Genomic DNA, 19547 nt, shown 5'->3' with positions numbered 1-19547 from the left:
GGGCCATGGTGCACTTCGCCGTGCAGGACGGCCTGCAGACCGGCCAGACGGTGATCTACCGCGCGGCATCCTCGATCAGCACCGCCTTCACCGACGGCGACGTGCTGTACGTGCGGGTGATCGACCCCTACACGGTCGAGTTGTACACGACCTACGCCGCGGCGACCTCGACTGCATTCCAGTTCGACCCGAGCGCAGTGGTCGGCGGCAACCAGCTGACGACCGGCCAGTTCGCGGCCGGCGACCGAGTGACCTACGAGTCGGCGCCTCCGCTGAGCTTCGACAACCGCGGCGTGAACGTCGACGTGAACAGCAGCAGCGGCGCCTTCACGCAGTACGAATCCGGCGCCAACACCATCTACCTCGGCAGCGTCTCGACCCCCGGCAACCCACCGACCGTCAACGGCGACGGGTTGAGCGAGGGCGAGGCGGTGTACTACCAGCCGGGATCGATCACGTTGGCGAACGGCACCGTCGTCACCGCCTCGATCGTCGGGCTGAGCACTGGCACCAAGTACTACGTGGATGCCCCGACGCTATGGACCATCCGCCTAGGCGCGACCTACTGCGACGCCGTCGGATACGCGAATGACCACTCCTGCACCGACGGCACCGACAGCAACGGCAACCCGATCCACCACGCGCAGAAGTTCATCACCCTCACGCTGCCGGATGCCTGCTACGAGGTCGACAACAAGACGGCCCTCTCGCCGCTGCCCGCGTCCTGCTCGATCGCCGAATACATCCGTCCTGCCCCGCTGGGCGGGCTCACCGACGGCTACACGTACCAGGTCGACGACAAGGGCAACGGCAACATCGGCCTGGAGACCGTCGGCGGATCCACCGATCTCAGCCTCGACCCGACGCACATCTTCGGCAGCCAGCAGTTGTTCCTCGCCGGGGCGCCGCTGCAGGCCTCGAGCACAGGCCAGCAGGTTTACCTGAAGCTGACCGGGTCGCTGACCTCCGGCTCGGTCGGGCTGATGGCCCCGGACGGCTCGTCGCTGCGGGCACTCTCCCCGCCGAGCGGCGACGGGGTGACCAGCTCGTCGGCGCAGGGCGGCAACGGCGGCGTCGCCAGCGTGAGCTTCCCGACCGCGACCACGACCATCGACCCGACGGTGATCGTCTACGACGACGCGAGCAGCATCACGGCAGGCTGGGACGGCACCGAACTCACCTCGGCAGGTGATGTCGCCGTGACGAGCGCGGTGACCACGCACGCCAGCGCGTCCACCCAGAACGGCTCGGGCGGCTTCATCGCCATCCCGAGCGTCAACTCCAACATCAGCGGCAGCATCGTCGACGAGGCCGTGATCGGCGACGCGTCGGCGTACCCGACTATCTCCGGCGACGACACCTCCGGTCCGCAGATCGATGCAACGGGCGTGAACATCACAGCCGGCGGGAACGTCGCCGTCACCTCTCACACCGAGCAGCAGACCGCGATCTCCGCCGACACGACCAGCGGCGGTCTCGGCGACTTCGGCGGCTCGGACTCGGAGACCACGCTCACCGACGACACGGCGTCGGTGGTCGGCAGCAACGCCACCATCTCCGGATCCACGGTGGCAGTGGATGCCGTGGGCGGCGCGACCGCGACCGGTTCCGCGAACGCGACCGCCTACGCATTCATCGGCTACGCCAGCGCCACGGACAACTACACGCTGACCTCCCACCTCACCGCGCTGCTGGACGGCGATTCCACCACGTCGTCCTCGATCACCGGCACCCACGGGGTGGATGTGCGTGCCTACCACGACGCCGGCACGTACGACATCCACAGGCACGCGGCGTTCTACGGCATCGGACCGTCGATCCCCCTGGGCAGAACCTCCGTCACGCTCGACGACATCGCATCCGGGCATCAGGGCGTCGTGGTGTATGTCGGGCCGCGCATCATCGAAGGTGTCAACACCAACGACCCGGCTCTGGCCAGCCCGCTGTTCTCCGCCACCACCGACCCGGCGCTCACGCTGTTCGTGCAGGCGGACGAGCAGACTTGCAGCAAGACGGTGACCTCCGACTGCATCGACACCCACGACACGACGCAGAACCAGGCAGTGCACTGGAACTCCGACGTCGTGGTGTCCTCCGGGCCGGCACCCGACCTGGTGATCGGCACCGACGGCACGGTGACCACCGCGGTGAACATCACCGTCAACGGCAAGCACAACCCGGCACCGGGCGACCTCGGCGGCACGGGGCCGATCGAGGTCGACGACCTGATCAACGTGAACAGCGGCGACATCCTGATGCAAGCGCACAGCGGCACCATCGACGGCGGCTCATGCGTCGGCGGCAGCGGCAACCCGCCGTGCGGCGGAACCCTGCAGGGCAGAACGACGGCCTGCAACATCACGACCACCGGCCAGCCGTGCATCGGCCCGCACTACTGGGGCACCTTCACCTGGCGGGACAACTGGGACTCCGTCACGATCATCAACCACTCCCCGCGCGAACTGGTGATTGACAACATCGACGTGATCAACACCAAGGGCAACCCGACGGTCACGCTGAACGCGGGAACGAACGGGGTCAGCCTGACGTTCAAGATCAACGAGGTGGTGTCGCCGAGTCTCGTCACAATCACGAACGACAACTCCACCGGTCCGGTGCTGCTGATCAACGGCACCATCACGAACCCGATCGGCGAGACGGACATCACCAACGTGTACGGTCCGATCTTCTCCTCGGGCGATCGTGGCGTGGACAGCAGCTACGACGCCGGCATCACCGCGTGCGGCACGGTGCCGGCGAACGCGCCGAACACCTTCAACGCCTGCCCGCACCACGATCTGATCCAGACGAACATCCTCGTGTTGCTGGCCGGTACCGACATCGGCACAACAGGTGACTATCTGAACACCGACCTGGTGAGCTGGCTCGGCCACCCCGAGACGATCACTGCCACCGCGGGCGGCAGCCTGTTCCTCGACCTGCTCAACCGGCTCCGCGACTCCTCGGTGACCGACGCGCCCACCGTGCCGTACCTGTTCAAGATCGGCGCTCTGGTCGCCGGGGACAATATCGTGCTGCGCCTGCAGACCTCCATGTACGAGACCGGCAGCGGCACCGGAGTGGGCGTCGACGTGTACCCCACGAACGGGCCGCGCAGCCCCCCGGCGTACCTGGTCTTCTACCAGCCAGATGGCACGAACCCGATCGGGCTCGAAGAGGGCGCCTTCGCGGGCAATCCGCAGTACATCGCCAGCACCTACGACTTCAGCCTGCTCGACGCGGGCGGCACCACGCCGACCGGCTCGATCACCGTCGACGCGGCCGACGCCACGCACACCCAGGACACCGCCGGCACGGGTCTCACGGATGCCCAGACCGCCTACGCGGCGAACGAACGTATCAACGTTCAGGGCATCACCGACGTCGAGCAGACCGGCAACCTGAACACCCACACCAACGGCTTCGTCACCTGGACCGAGAGCGCACAGACGTTCACCGGCACCACCGCCAACCCGGGCGACCCCAACCCGGGCGACCTGAGGGCCGGCGAGATCAAGTCGTTCTACGACACCGTCACCCTGACCGCACCGCACTCCATCGTGGATGCCACGGTGCCGGCCCCGACCGGCGGCACTGCGATCCCGCCGTTCCCCGGCCACGACCAGACCACGCCGACCCCCGAGGTCATCGGCGTGAACGTCACGCTCACCGCCCAGACCGGCACCATCGGCGCCGACGACAACTTCGTCGAGATCCTCTCCTCGTACTACAACCCGGCGGATGCCGGCAGCACGACGGCGGGCACCGTCACGACACCGAACGAGCCGCAGCCGTTCGGCGTGCTGAACGCGTTCGCACCCGGGGTCATCCGCATCACGCAGACCGCAGGCGACCTGCACGTCGGCGCCGTCACCACGTGCTACGCGGCCAGTGCGGCCACGTGCGCTGACATCACGCTCGCCACCGACGCCGGTTCCATCACCGACGGCCAGTCGGTGGCATACCAGACGGTGGCTGCGACCGCGGTCGCCTCGGTGGCGGGCTCGACGGTCACCGCGACCGGGGCATCCGGATTCAGCACCGGTCAGCAGGTCGTGTACAGCACCACCGGATCGGCGATCGGCGGCCTGGTCGCCGGCGGCGTCTACTACGTGATCGCCACGGGCACCGACACCTTCGAGCTGTCGTCGAGCCTGGCGGGAACGGGCTCGGCCGGCTTCTGGTGCAACGACACCTCCTGCAGCACCGACCCGAACCCGATCGCACTGACCTCCTCGGGCAGCGGCACCCAGACCTTCTCACCGGCGGCGGATGTCATCGGCAATACCATCGACCTCGTCGCGCTCGGCGGCAGCATCGGCGCCGCGGACGGCTCGAACGATCTGAAGATCAACTCCGCGAACGGTTCCGCCTGTGTGAGCACGTACACCCTGGCCTACCAGGGGGCGAACTACCAGAACGCGAGCGACGCCGATCGGGCGGTGACTGCGAACTGCGACATGGCGGCGCAGGCCGACGGCAGCATCTTCATCACCGAGACGCAGGGGCCGCTCGATGTGCTCTTGGCGCACGCTGGCGAGCATCCCGGCACCGTGATGGGAAGCCACGACGTGCGGCTCACCACGCTTGAGGCGAGCACCGACGGGGTGACCGGCTCGGACGCAAACGACATCCTGCTGCTGCACGCCGGCAGCACCATCCCCGCCGAGAACACCGAGCAGCAGGTTCCGCAGGGCCTGATCCAGGCCGACGGCGGCAACGTGACGCTGCGCTCGGCCGACGACATCGTCACCGATCCGTCGAGCGAGATCCTCGCCTACACCGAGGCAAATGACCCCGGCACCGGCGCCACCGACCCGAGCCTGCCGACCGCGACGACCGGCAACATCGACATCTACGGCGACTGCACCGGTGCGACAAGCGGCATCTGCTCTATCCCCGGCTTCCCGATCCCGAACGACGGCACGGTGATCGTGCTGCGCAGCGGCCAGCCCGCCACCGGCGACCTCCCCGGCGCGATCGGCGCCGCGAACGGCGAGGGCGGCCTCACCCGGGTGTTCGGCAACGTCAACTCCGACCTGATCGTCTTCGATCGCACGATCCTCGGCACGCAGACCCGAGCCTACGGCAGCAGTCAGCCCACCACGGCCGGCCAGTTCGCGCCGGTCGGCGACGGCACCGGGGCCGCATGCACGACCGGCTGCGACGACACCTTCGTGGTCAACCGGCTGCAGAGCATGGTACCGCTCGGCAGCGACGTCGCCCTGGCAGACACCCTCACCCTCGACGGCCAGTCCGGCGCCAACACGTACGACGTCTTCACCAGCGGCAGCCAGTTCACCGCGAACAACTACGAGATCAACGTGCTCGGCTCGCACGCCCCGAACGACGGCACCGACACGCTGAACATCTACGGGTACGACACCTACACCGCTGGCGCGCCGAACAGCACCGGCATCGACCCGACCACGAGCAAGGACTACGCGACCAACGACATCTTCCTACTGCGCGGCACACCGGCAGGCATCCCCGGCGAGACCGCGTCCCGTCCGTCGCTGTATCAGGGCACCGGGGCGAACCCGACCGGCTCGGGTGCCCCGTACTCCGCCGGGTCCGGCTTCGTAGCGCTGCTGCATTCCGACCTCGCCGGCACGCAGGCGAGCCTGGGCGGCACGATGACCACCGACGCTTGCCAAGGCACCACTGCCGTGGTCGGCACGAACTGCGTGTTCGGCGCGGAGCGCATCAACTACGACTCGGCGATCAACGGCGGCCTGCACGTCTACTCTCTGGGCGGCAACGACTACTTCGCCGTCGACGACAACGCCGCGGCCACTTACCTCGACGGCGGATCCGGCGACAACCAGTTCCAGATCGGGCAGCTCTACGGTGAGCGCCGCACGGCATCCGCGGTCCCCTCCGGCACGGCGACGCAGCCGGCTTACGGCGCCTCCGGCAACCTGGCAGCCGAGAACGTGTTCGACGTGGCCACGGTCGCCACCACCCGTGGCTGGCTGTCCCGCGGCACCAGTTCACCGCTGGTCGCTCAGGGCGGCACCGGCAACAACACCTTCATCGTCTACAGCAACCAGGCTGTCGTGCACCTGGAGGGCGACGGCGGCAACAACCTGTTCATCGTGCGCGGCTTCGCGCTGGCGAAGACGGATGCGTCCGGCAATATCATCCTGCCCGGTGGTTGCACCACAATCGAGGCTCCGAACTGCCTGCCGATCCCGATCACCACCAACGGCTACTCCACCGCAGCGGACACCCAGGTGGTCACCGGTGCGGGCAACAACCAGGTCGAATACAACATGGATGCCCCGCTCTCCGTCGACGGCGGAACAGGATTCAACAAGCTGGTCATCCTGGGCACGGAGTTCGCCGACCACATCGTGGTCACCGACCAGGGCGTCTTCGGCGCGGGCATGTCGGTGTCGTACCGCAACATCCAGGTCATCGAGATCGACGCGCTCGAGGGCGACGACACCATCGACGTGCTCTCCACGCCCGTGGGCGTCGCGGTGCGGGTGATCGGCGGCCTGGGCAGCAACCAGATCAACGTGGCGGGCGACGTCGTCGGCGACGTGTTCTCGCAAGACATCAACGGCACCAGCGCCGTGATCAACCACGCCACCCTGACCCAGGACGAGTTGTACAAAGACCTCGTCATCCCGGGCGTGAGCCTGTCCGTCGCGCAGGCGAGCCAGGGTGCCGTGCTCATCACGGAGCACGCGGGCGGCACCGTCGTGCGCGAAACGGGCGACAACACGACCTCTCCGCCCAGCGGCACGATCGATTCGTACTCGGTGCGACTGGCTCGCGCGCCCACCTCGACCGTGTACATCACGGTCACGGCCGAGCCGGACATCCTCTCCAACCGCACCGGCAACCCGTACGGCGACTCGGTCCTGCTGGCCACGACCGGGCTGGGCGGCATCCCGAACGTCGGCACGACCACGGCGAACTCCGACTTCTACCGGCACATCCTCATCGACGGACAGTGGGTGGATGTTCCGGTGCGGTCGGTCGTGCTCGTCTTCACTCCCACGAACTGGCAGGTGCCGCAGCTGGTCTGGGCCGGCGCGATCAACGACACGCTCGCCGACGGCACGCGCGTGTACGAGCTCAGCCACTCCGTGCTGTCCGCCGACCCGTTCTACGCCAACGCCGTCGTGCGCAATGTCGAGGTCACCAAGATCGACCCCGGAACACCGGGCATCGCCGTCACTAACCTCGGCAACGACAACACGCCGGGCATCTACCACGACGGCGCCACCAGCGGCACGACCATCACGTCGGCGGCGGCAACCTTCGTGCAGGGTGACGTCGGCCAGCAGATCGTGGAGATCGACGGCCTTGGGTACCTCCCAGCCGGAACCACGATCGTCGCGGTGTCGGCGAACGGCTCCAGCGCAACGCTCTCCACCCCGCTCTCCACCACGGTAGGCACCGGCACCGGCATCGTGTTCTCGCTGCCGAGCCGGGTCACGCCGCCGTCGTCGTTCTCCGACGGCACGGGCACCGGCAGCGCAACGTTCACCTCCTCTTCCGCCCACTTCACGCTCTCCGACCTCGGTCAGCAGGTCGTGGAGATCGACGGGGGAACCGCCATCCCGGCGAACACGGTGATCCTGCAGATCATCAACCCGACGACCGTCCTGCTCTCCGCCGCCGTGGCGAACGCATCCGGCATCGGCTTCGCCCTTCCCGGCCGGCTCGTCTCGTTCGCCGTGTACACCGACGGTCACAGCACCGGCACGACGACCTTCACGTCGGCCACCGCGGCGTTCAACAGCAGCGACGTGGGCCGGCCGATCATGGAAGCCGACGGCGGCGTGTTCATCCAGCCGGGCACGGTCATCCTCGCCGTCGTCGACTCGACCACTGTGACGGTGTCCCGGCCGGTCGCCGCGAGCAGCGGGCCGATCGCGTTCGTGCTGCCGGCACGCAACGCCAGCAACACCATTCTCGGTGGCAGCGGCAACGCACTCACCGCGATCGACGGCTACTACGGGGTCGCCCTGAACAGTGCGCCCGCCGCCACGGTCACCGTCACGATCACGCCGAGCGACCCGCGCGTCGTGCTGTCGAGCTCCGACAGCCGGTTCGCCGTCGTGAGCAACCCCGACGGCATCCACGCCGGCAGCTACACGATCACCTTCGACGCCGCCAACTGGAACGTGCCGGTGGTCGTCCAGGCCTCCGCAGCCACCTGGTTCGCGCTCTCCGACCCGCACAACACGTATCTGACGATGGTCGCAAGCTCCAACGACCCGAACTATGACGGGGTGTCGACGAGCAACGATCAGACCGACATCCTGGTGCTGAACGATTCCACGCCGGGCGCGGTGGTGCAGACGCCGACCGGCATGGTCGTCGTGAAGTGCGGGGATGCCGCGTGCGACACCCCGGGACCGGGCTCGGGATACACCGTGCGGCTGACGACGGCGCCCACCCAGCCCGTCGCGGTCGCGCTAATCGGCGATGGACAGACGGTCATCCCGGCCGGCGGGCGCATCAGCATCGTCTCGATCGGGGCGCCCACCACGAAGGCGCTGTTCACCGGCAACGTGACCGTCACCTCGACCTCGATCGCGGAATCGGCCGGGTCCGAACTGGGTAGCTTCATCACCGACGGATTCGCGGCAGGCCAACGGATCACCCTCTCCGGCGGCAGCTACGCGACGGCCACCACGTGCACGATCCAGAGCCTGACCGCCACCAATCTGATCATCGCGAACTGCGGCAGCGCGCCGACGACGGGGACGTTCACCGGGGTCACGATCTCGCGCATCGTCAACACGGGGATGTTCACCGGCAGCGTCAGCTACAACGCCTGCGCCGAGGTGGTGAGCGGCAACTGCATCGGAACGCTGACCAGGGCCGACGGGTCCAGCTGGCTGGATGACGGATTCCTCGCCGGCCAGCTCTTCCAGATCGACGGAACCGGTCCGCTGTTCAAGATCCTGTCGTTGAGTGGCACCACGTCGGGTCGCGTCGACGTGCTCACGGTGAGCGCCGGGGTGTTCGATCCGGTCACCGGCGCAGAGAGCGTCGGAGCGCTGCCGTTCTCCGGCACGGGCACCGCGTCGATGTCCCTCATCGAGTGGGCGCCGGAGGTCACGTTCACTTCGACGAACTGGTATGTGCCGGTGGCTGTTCCGGTGCTGGCTGACCCGTACTTCACCGTCGCCGACACCCACCTGCTCGAGTTCCCGAAGCGGCCGCACCTGCTGTCGAACATCCGCGGCCCGCTGGCCGTCGAGGGCGGGCCGACCGACACCAGCTACGCCGCGCTCCAGCTGCCGGTGATGCTCCCCGGCGAGTCCAACGCCGCCCCGTTCGGCATCGGCACCCAGCCGCCGGAGTCGCAGCAGGTGAACGTGCTGAACGTCTTCGACGACGGCTCACTGCAGGACAACCTGGCCGGAGGCAGCTGCACCGGCGCGAACCCGGGCGACTGCCTGAGCTCGACGGCGCTGACCGGCTTCGGCATGGGGCCGGGGGTGGACTTCAGCGGACACAAGGGGTACGTGCCCGGTGACCCGACGCATCCCACCTTCGGCGAGCCGTCGGTGTTCCCCAGCGGCATCAGCTTCGGTTCCATCACCGTGGATGCGCACGGCAACGTGCAGACCAACGCCGGCCTGTCCACCGTCCAGGTGTTCAACTTCATGATGGGCCAGGGCAACGACCACCTGACCATCACCAGCTCGCTCGTGCCGGGCCCGTACACGAACGAAGACGGAACGCCGGGCACCATGTTCGTGCAGGGCGGACTGACGCAGGTGCAGGGCGGCGGCGCGAGCTACCTGCAGGTCACCGGCAGCTTCGCGATCACCTCGAACACCATCACGCGCTCCGACGGCCAGAACTGGAGTGACTACGAGTTCGCGGTCGGCCAGCAGCTGCTCTGGAATGGGATGCCGTTCGGCCTGGTCACGGATCTGAACGGCGCCACCCTGACGTTCGCGGGGCTCACGGGCGTGGCCGGCGCGCCCGCCGTCGGCTCCGCCGTGACCGGCACCGTCGCCATCTTCGACCCGGCCACCACCTCGCACGGCGGCTTCACGTTCACCGACCACACGATCACCCGCAGCGACCTGCGGTCGTGGCGCGAACTCGGCTTCGCCGTCGGACAGCACGTCACAGTCGACGGCGTCTCCGTCGGCGTGATCACCGCCATCGGCGGCCCGACCGACGACGTGCTGACCGTGACAGGGGTTCCGAGCCCCGTCGCCTGCTCCAGCGTTCCCGGAACGTGCGTCGCCACGGTCTCCGTGTACTCAGCCGCCGGCGCGAACCCGGTACAGCTGGGCGGCAACGACATCACGATCACCGGCGGAGGCGGACCCGGCCCCGAGGACGTCAGCCGCACCGCGACCGGCACCTTCACGGCGACCGTGAACACGATCACCCGCAACGACGGCGGGTCGTGGCTCACCGGTGGCTTCTACCCGACGATGAAGCTGTCGATCGACGGCGTGCCGAACTGGATCGTCGAATCGGTGACCGCGAGCACGCTGACGCTCGGCGGACCCGCCCTGACGCCCGGCACGTTGGTCGGTGCGACCATCGTCGGATTCGGGCCGCCGGAGGCATACGGCACGTTCACCGAGAGCACGACCAGCGCGCCGACCGCCACCGCGCCCGCGGTGAGCACCCTGACCCGCAACGACGGCGGATCGTGGCTGGCCGCCGGGTTCGTGTTCGGCATGGCGCTGCAGCTGAACGGCACCGCTGGGTGGACGGTGACGGCCGTCACCGCGAGCACTCTGACCCTGTCGGGCCCAGCGCTCACCGCAGTCGGCGCGACCGCGACCGTCACCGGCGTCACGGCGGTCGGGTATGCGCAGTCGCCGCTCGTCGTCTACGGCAGCACCTCGCAGGACGGCACCTGGTACAGCGGCGACCCGAGCGTGCCGTCCGCGCGGGTGTTCGGCACCAAGCCGTTCCCGAACCAGCCGGGCAACGGCACGCCGGTGTTCATCTTCCCCGTCGCCGACGCGTTCGCCCACACCGGCAACAACGTGATCGACGCGAGCGCCGACTTCGCAGCAGTGCCGGGCGGACAGCTCCCGAGCATCGGCGTGGTCATCTATGCAGGCCCCGGTGACAACACCGTCTACGGCAGCCAGGCATCCGACATCATCGCGGGCGGGTCGGGCAACAACACGATCTACGGTGAGCGCGGAGACAACCTACTGCTGGGCACAGACGGCATCAACGTCGACGTCATCACCCGCACCCTCAGCTTCCCGACCGCCAACACCAGCGTGTACCCGAACGCCGATCCCCTACTGCCCTGCTCGCTCTCCGCCGCCGTGGCCACCGGATGCACACCCGCCGGTAACGACACCATCTACGGCGACGCGCCCGGTGCCGGTGAGACGACCACCGACCGGTACGGCGACTACAACAACGTCATCTTCGGAGCGATGGGGGTCGTGACGCAGGACACGACGACGGCCACGGTCGGCGCGCTCGGCCAGGCCCGCTCCGTCACCGGCGCGCTGAACGGACAGGCCACCCTGACCTGCAGCACGGCTTGCTTCCTGCCCAGCGACGTCGGCCTCGCGGTGACGGATGCCGCCGGTTACCTCTCCGACGGAACGGTCATCGTCGCGGTCAGCGCCGACGGCACCGTCGCCACGCTCTCGCGCAACCCGATCGGCCTCATGCCCGGCCAGAGCGTCACGGATGCCGTCACCGTCGGCCCCGCCTACGGCTACTGCCGGCCCACCGGTGCCGTCTCCAACAGCGAGTACTGCACCCCGAGCGGCACGACCGCTTTCGGCGACAGCCGCATCGAGACGTTGCAGACGGCTGGCGACATTCTCTCGCTCGCCTCAACGGCACCGCAGAACCACGGCGATGCGACGCTGTACGGCTCGGGCGGCGACAACGTGCTCATCGGCGGCGACGGCGAGAACAACCTGCAGGGCGGCCCCGGCCAGAACCTGATCATCGGCGGCAGCGCGCGGCTGTCCCGCGCCACCAACACCGTCACGGGCGCGTTCACCTCGAGTGCGAACACGATCACGCGCACGGACGGCGGCTCGTTCATCGCCGACGGCTTCCACGTCGGCATGACGCTGGAGATCGGCATGACGTCGGAGATGGGCGGCACGCCGTCCTGGACGATCACCGGGGTGACGGCGAGCACGCTCACCGTATCCGGCGCGAGCATCCCGGCTGCGATCACGTCGTCGGGCAGCACGTCGTTGCTCGGGGTCAGCTTCGACTTCACGAACCCGCGGTTCCAGACGCTGACCGGCAGTCAGCTGTACAGCACGAGCATGCCGAACATCGGGGCATCCGACAACGACGGCACCCAGCGTCTCGACCCGACAGGGATGGCCTGGTGGGGTGTGTTCCTCTCCGCGGCGGGCGGTCCAGACGGCATCACGCTGTCTGCGCCGCTCGGTTCGCCGGTGCCGTCGGATCTGCAGGACTCCGCGTACAAGGGCGCCGACTACATCGCGGGCGGCCCGGGCAACGCGTGGATCTTCGGCGAGAGCAACGACAACATCATCCAGGCGCACGGTTCCATCGACATCACCGACCCGGGCGGGCTGAACCCTGCGAACGGCTCGCCGTCGGTCGGCAGCGTGTTCGGCGGTGCCGCCACCTGCGCATTCCGCGGCTTCTACGTGGGCGACCGGGTCGGCGCCTGCCGCGACTCGGGCAACGCCCTGCTGATCAACCCGTCACTCGACGACGTGCCCGCACTCGACTACTCGTTCACAGGCACGCTCAGCTTCGGCGCGCACACCATCACGCTTCCCGACGGGCAGTACTGGGCGGACCTCGGCTTCGCTCTGGGCCAGACTGTGACGGTCGACGGCTTCCCGGCCGGCGTTGTCACGGCGATCGACGGCGACACCGTCACCGTGACGGGCGACCCGGCGCAGTGCGCCGGCCTGGTCTCCGGCGACACCGGCACCGTGGCCGCCTACGGCGAGTCGTACGTGGAGGGCGGCCGTGGCGACAACACGATCTTTGCCAATCAGGGCCAGAACGACATCATCGGCGGCAACTCCGACCTGTTCAGCCTGAGCCTGCCGAGCGAGCGCGCCAGCGGCTCGAACCTGATCTTCGGCGAGTCCGGCAACCACGCCGGCCGCGAAGACTGCGGCGACGGCATCCTCTACGCGAACAACCAGTGCATGACCAACCCGAACGGTCACGCGCACGACTCCAACGTCATCGTGGCGAACAACGGCGACGTGATCCGTCTGGTCGGCACGTCCGGCACGGTCGGTCAGGCGCCCTCCGGCGGCGTGATGTCGCCGATCGGCTACCTCACCTTCAACTACGACCTCTACGGATACCCCACCGCCACCGAGCGGATCATCCCGCGCGCGGTCACGCTGCTCGACTTCACGCCTGGCGGTCCCGACCTGGCCGGCCAGGTCGGCCCGCTGGTCACCGGCAGCGCGGCGAGCAACGGCGTCGGCGACATCGGCGGCACGCCGCTGGCCTGCACCGAGACGCTCGCGCAGCAACTCCTGCAGCCGTGCCAGCAGCAGGGCAGCGAGATCCACGCCGAGTCGGGCGACGCGTTCATCTACGGCGGCCCTGCCAACGACGTGATCTACGGCGACGGACAGAACGACACGATCATCCTCGGCTACGGCGACAGCTGGGTCTCGGGCGGTCGCGGCGACACCTGCATCATCGGCGGCGGCGGACGCTGCCTGGCCAGCCGCAACAGCTCCAGCTACGGCGAGCCGCTGTATGGCATCGCGCCGGTGCCGGCATCCGAGCTGTCGCAGACCATCAGCACACCGGGCAACGCGCAGCAGGCTGAGATCAACGTGGCGGGCGCGCTGCGCTGGACCGCCGTGCTGGTGCCGTACAACTGGGATCCGGCGGCGAACGGCAGCCCGAGCTTCGCGGCTGGCTGCGCGCCGAACGACAAGACCTGCCCGTACTACCAGCCGCGTTACGGCCACAACATCATCTACGGCGGCTGGGGCGACGGCGTGATCCACGGTGGGCCGGGACAGTCCGCGCTGTCGGGAGCCGAGGCTCCCGAGGTCGGGTACGCCGACAACTTCGACATGAACGGCAACGCGGTGAATACCGCGCCGATCGAGACAGACTGGTACCACCCGTTCAACCCGGGCAACGCGATGGGCTGGGTGCCGATCACGACCACCGCACCGGGCAACGCCGGCCGCGCCGAACAGATCGGCAAGGCGTCGTACTTCAACGTCAACGACCCGCGCCGTCAGATCTGGCTGAACGCCGACGTGGTGAACCCGAACCCCGGCGTCTACAACCCGCTGGATTGCGAGTGGGCCGCCGGCAGCACGCCGCAGCAAGCCGGATGCCTGCCCTTCTTCCTCACCTTCGACCCGACCGATGCGGGCATGCCGCTGGACACCACCTGGTATCCGGGCACCGGCGACCCGCAGATGCCGACCACCGGTGACAAGGCGATCTTCGGCGACCTCGGCAACGACTGGATCGTAGCCGGAATGGGCCGGGTGCGAGTGTATGCGGGCACCGGCAACGACGTGGTCGACCTGCGGGCCAGTACGTTCGAGGACGGCGGCCTGAACGACGGCCCGGTGCCGAACCTGGTCGATAACGGCAACGGCACCTTCAGCCTGCCGACCGGCAACGACGTGTACGGAACCCCGGCATGGGAGGCGCTGGCGTACGGCGGTGCTGGGCAGGACATCTTCTTCGCCGGCACCGGTGGCGACCGGCTGATCGACTGGGTCGGCAACCACAACAGCTACTACGTGCCGTTCTCGCCGTTCGGCATGCCGACGATCAGCCGCACGCTGCAGCCGGCGCTACCGGTGTTCCTGTACGCGCTGTCGGCCAGCGACGGCGCCGATCAGACGCTTCAGTTGCGCTACGCGGCGTACGACACGACCTACAGCGGCATCGCGTCGCGCAATGGCGAGCCGTACGGCGAGCTCGGGCTGACGCTGCAGCACGACGCCGGCTGGCACCAGCAGGCGGGCCCGCCGTTCAACCCGATGCCGGAGAACCTCGGCGGGGTCGGCATCGACGTGCACAAGACGGCGAACATCAGGCCGTTCGCCTCGCCGAACACCCCCGGCCCGGTGATGAACACGCCCTGCCCGTGCATGCCGACCGACCGCATCGCCGTCGGCAAGGCCATCGACGCCGCGAACCCGTCGAACCCGACCGTCGCGGAGGAGGCGAGAGTGGCGCCGGGCGAGACCCTCGCGGTCGGCCACCCGCTGGTCTTCACCTACCTCGTCACCGACCCGGGTAACAACCCGCTGCACATCATCTCCATCGTCGATGACAATGGCGGGGGAGCGCCGTTCACGCCGGTGTACGTCTCGGGTGACACCAATGGCAATGGGCTGCTCGATCCGGGGGAGACCTGGCTCTACACCTCGGCCGGTGCGCTCGGAGCGCCTGCCGCGGCACTGCTCGGCACGCACGAGAACACCATCACCGTGGTCGGCTACGACGCGACGAACCACCTGACGGTGACGGCGTCCTCGCAGTCCTTCTACACCGGTATCGTGCCCGACCTGCAACTCGTGAAGGCGATCGACGCGCTCGATCCCCAGCACCCGACGGCAGCAGAGGATGCCAACACCGCGCCCGGCCCCACCGTGCTGGTCGGCGCGACGATCACGTTCTCGTATCTGCTCACCGACATCGGCAGCCAGAGCCTCACCGTCGTGAACATCGTCGACGACGCCGGCATCCCGGGTAACACGCACGGGCCGTCCCTCGCGGGCGGGCAGCTCACGCCCGATCTCGTGTCGTGTAACGGCGGCAGCTACAACGTCGGCGACACGAACTGCAACGGCGTCCTCGATCCCGGCGAGGGTTGGGTCTACCTGTGGACCACCACCGCCCAACTCGGGCAGCATCTGAACACTGCTGTTGCGACGGTGACCGCGGGCGTGCGCACCATCACCGCCACCGACATCGCCGTGTACACCGGAGTCGGGCCGAGCATCGGGCTGCACACCGCGGTGAACGCAGTAGTGCCCACCGCCCCGACCCCGTACGAGGATGCCAACACCCCGCCGGGCGCCTACGTGACGGTCGGCAACGCCGTCGTCTACACCTATCTGGTGACGAACACCGGCCCGGTGGCGTTGACCAACGTGGTCGTCACCGACACGACGCACGGATTCCACCCGGTCTGCGCCGTGACCGGCGGCTGCACCGGCATCCTGCAGCCCGGTGCGACCTGGCTGTACACCTCGGCCGGCGTGCTGACCATCACCGCGATCGCGGGGCTGCATCCCGACCAGTCCACGGTCACCGCGCAGACGGTGCCGACGCCGACCCAGTCCGTCACCGCGAGCGACCCGACCTACTACACCGGCGCCGTCACGGGCGGTGTGGCCATCAGCAAGGCGGTCAACGGCACGCTCGGAACCTCCTCGGGCAGCCCTCTATACGTGGTCGCCGGTAGCACGGTCGTGTTCACCTATCAGGTGACCCGCCCGACCGGTCTGACCATTCCGGGTTCGGCCCTGACGATCACGGACGACAACGGCAACCCGTCCAACCCGGCCGGCTTCTTCCACCCGGTGTATTCCTCCGGTGACAGCAACGGTAATGGCATCCTGGACAAGAAGGAGGTGTGGGCATACACCTCGGCTGCCTCCACCGCCGCCCAGGGCTTGAACTGCAACACCGTGCTGCTGGTGGCCACGGTCGGCGGAACCACGTACACCTCCACCGGCACCGCGTGCTACTTCGGCACGGCGCCGAGCATCCAAGTGCAGAAGTTCACCGACGGCGTGCACGACACCGCGTCCACCCCGCTCTACCTGCCTGTCGGCTCGCCGGTCACCTGGACCTACCAGGTGACGACCTCCGGCAACGTCCCGGTGAAGGTCACCGGCGTCCGCGACGACAACGGCGGTGGCACGTCGTTCACCCCGGCGCCCGTGCTCGTCACGTTCAACGGCGCCTCATACAACGCGGGCGACGTCAACCACAACGGACTGCTCGATCCCGGTGAGATCTGGCAGTACACGTCGGCCGGTGTCGTCACCGCTCCGGCCCGGGCCGGCAGCTACGCCAACACCGTGACCGTCACCGCCACCGAGCCGCACGTCGGCACCGCGCTCACGGCGACGGACTCGAGCTACTACTACGGCTCCACCAGCAGCCTCACGATCACCAAGGCGGTGAATGCGGCCGACCCGCTGCATCCGACCCGGTTCGAGACCGCGGGCAGCGCTCCCGGCCCGATCCTGCTCGCCGCCTCGACGGTCACCTGGAGCTACCTGGTCACGAACACCGGCACGACATCACTGGACGTGGTCGGCCTGATGGACGACGGCGGCGGATGCCCCGGCTGCGGCTTCGGTGTCGCCCCGGTTATGGACCCCGGTGGCTTCATCTCCGGCGACACGAACGACAATGGAATGCTCGACCCCGGTGAGACGTGGCTGTTCGAGGCCACTGGAACGGTGCCGCTCGGGCAGTACACGAACACCGCGACGGTGCTGGCCAACGTGCCGAGCGAACCGAACCTGTCGAGCACGTGCGCCGACACTTCGGTGCAGTTGTGCGCCACGACGTCCGCGAACCTGTTCGGAACCGCGCCCGGCATCACGGTCACGAAGGAGTTGGGCGGCCAGGTGGAGCGCAACCCGAACGCACCGCTGATCGTCGCGGCAGGCGGCACCGACACGTTCACCTACCTGGTGTCCGTGACCACAGGCAGCCCGCTGCAGAACATCACCATCGTCGACGACAATGGCGGGTCGGCGAGCCCGCTGCACCCGGTGCCGGTGCTCGGGTCCGACGGCATCCACAACATCGGCGACACCAACGACAACGGGCAGCTCGACCCCGGTGAGGTGTGGCAGTACACCGCATCCCGCGTGGCGCCGGTCGGCTTCTACTCGAACGTGATCCTGGTCTCCGGAACGACTCTCGGGGCGACCCCGACCACGGTCTGGGCGAACGACCTCAACTACTCGTTCGGCTACCAGCCCGTGGTGACGATCGACAAGGCGGTGGACGCGCTCGACCCGTGGCATCCCACCACCATTGAGGATGCCAACACCCAGCCGGCCAAGGAACTGCTCGTCGGTCAGAACGCCGTCTGGACCTACCTGGTCACCAATACCGGCAACTGCCCCGTGTCGATCACGTCTCTAATCGACAACAACGGCGGGGGATCAGCCACGCCGTTCAGCCCGCAGCCCGTTCTCGTCACCTACAACGGCGTGCAGTACAACGTCGGCGACACCAACCACAACGGGCTGCTCGACATCGGAGAGACCTGGTTGTTCCAGGCCACCACCACCGTGCTGCCCGGTGCCTACAAGAACACGGCCACCGTGCTCGTCACCCAGCCCACCACCGCGCAGACCGCGACGGCGAGCGACGTGGCCGGCTATTACGGTGAGGCTGCCGGCGAAGGCTTCACGCTCGGCTACTGGAAGAACCACGTCGGCTCGTGGCCGGTCAACGCGGACGGATCGTTTGTGTTCGCGCCCACCCTGCTGGTGACGGCAGTGTTCGGTCCGCTTCCGTCCGCCTACTCCGGAATGACGCTCCTGCAAGGACTGAACGTCGGCGGCGGAGGCATCAACGCGCTGCTGCGGCAGGCGATCGCCGCGCTGCTGAACACCACGAGTCAGTTCATCGACTACCCGTACACCGCGACACAGCTGATCGCCGCAGTGGACGCTGCGCTGGCCGGCGGCAACGCGACCGCGATCGACAACCTGCAGACCCAGCTCAACTCTTGGAACAACGCCGAGGCCGGCCTCGTTCCGCCGACGCTCGGCACGACCCTTCTCGCGGCCGCATCGCCTCAGATCGCGACATCGACGCAGCCGTTGACGGCGAGCGAACTCGCGCCGGTGGTCGCCGAAGCAGAAGCCGACTGGGCCGCCCACGGTGCCGACCTCGCGACGCTGAACGCCACCCGATTCGTGATCACCACGCTGCCCGGCGGCGAATACGGCGACACCATCGGAACGACCGTCTATCTGGATGCCGACGCCGCCGGATTCGGCTGGTACACCGATACCACGAATGCCGCGTTCGCCGCAGACGGCGGGGACCTCATCGCGCAGGCCGGCGGCGCCGCGTTCGGCCGGGTCGACCTGCTCTCCGTGCTGCTGCACGAGATCGGACACCGCCTCGGCCTGTCCCACGGAGTCAGCGCCGCCTACGGAGATGTGATGCTGCCGACGCTAACCGCAGGGCTGCGACGGCTGCTCCCGCAACAGGCCGGATCCGTCTCGGCGGTTTCGACGGTCGGATCCACAGGTGGCAGTGCCGAGGAGCCGAGCGCAGACATTTCGGCCGCGGTATCCCTGCGCGCCACGGGCGCACACGGAAGAGCCATCACGAACCCTGCGGCGAGTGGCGTCGAAGACGGCTCACTGGGTTCTACGCCCGCGCGAGAAGCAGGGCCGGCTGCCGCCTCTCCCGCGCTGCCCGCTCCGACTCGCACGACAAGCGGCGTCACCGAGGAGTCGCCGTCGTTTCCCACCCCACTCGCGCTGCTTGTGATAGGCCTTGCGCTGCTCGGTCTCGGCGTACGGCGCGCCCGGCCGCGACGGCGACGCGAGACCGGCCGCTCCCGCTGA

Annotated in this window: 1 protein-coding gene (running past one end of the window); it reads left to right on the top strand. The window is 68.4% G+C overall.

Features of this window, described 5'->3' with window-relative positions; genetic code table 11:
* Positions 1-19547, top strand: partial view of a CLIPPER-2 domain-containing protein gene (locus tag QU604_RS17840; protein WP_308465952.1) — the 3' portion only. 15196 nt of this gene lie to the left of the window's left edge; 19547 of the gene's 34743 nt are visible here — the last part of the coding sequence; its start codon lies beyond the left edge, outside the window; the stop codon is at positions 19545-19547.

The sequence above is a fragment of the Rathayibacter sp. SW19 genome (assembly GCF_030866825.1).
Lineage (GTDB): Bacteria > Actinomycetota > Actinomycetes > Actinomycetales > Microbacteriaceae > Rathayibacter_A > Rathayibacter_A soli.
The sequence above is the reverse complement of the archived record's forward strand: the minus strand, read 5'-3'. Positions and strand labels throughout refer to the sequence as shown.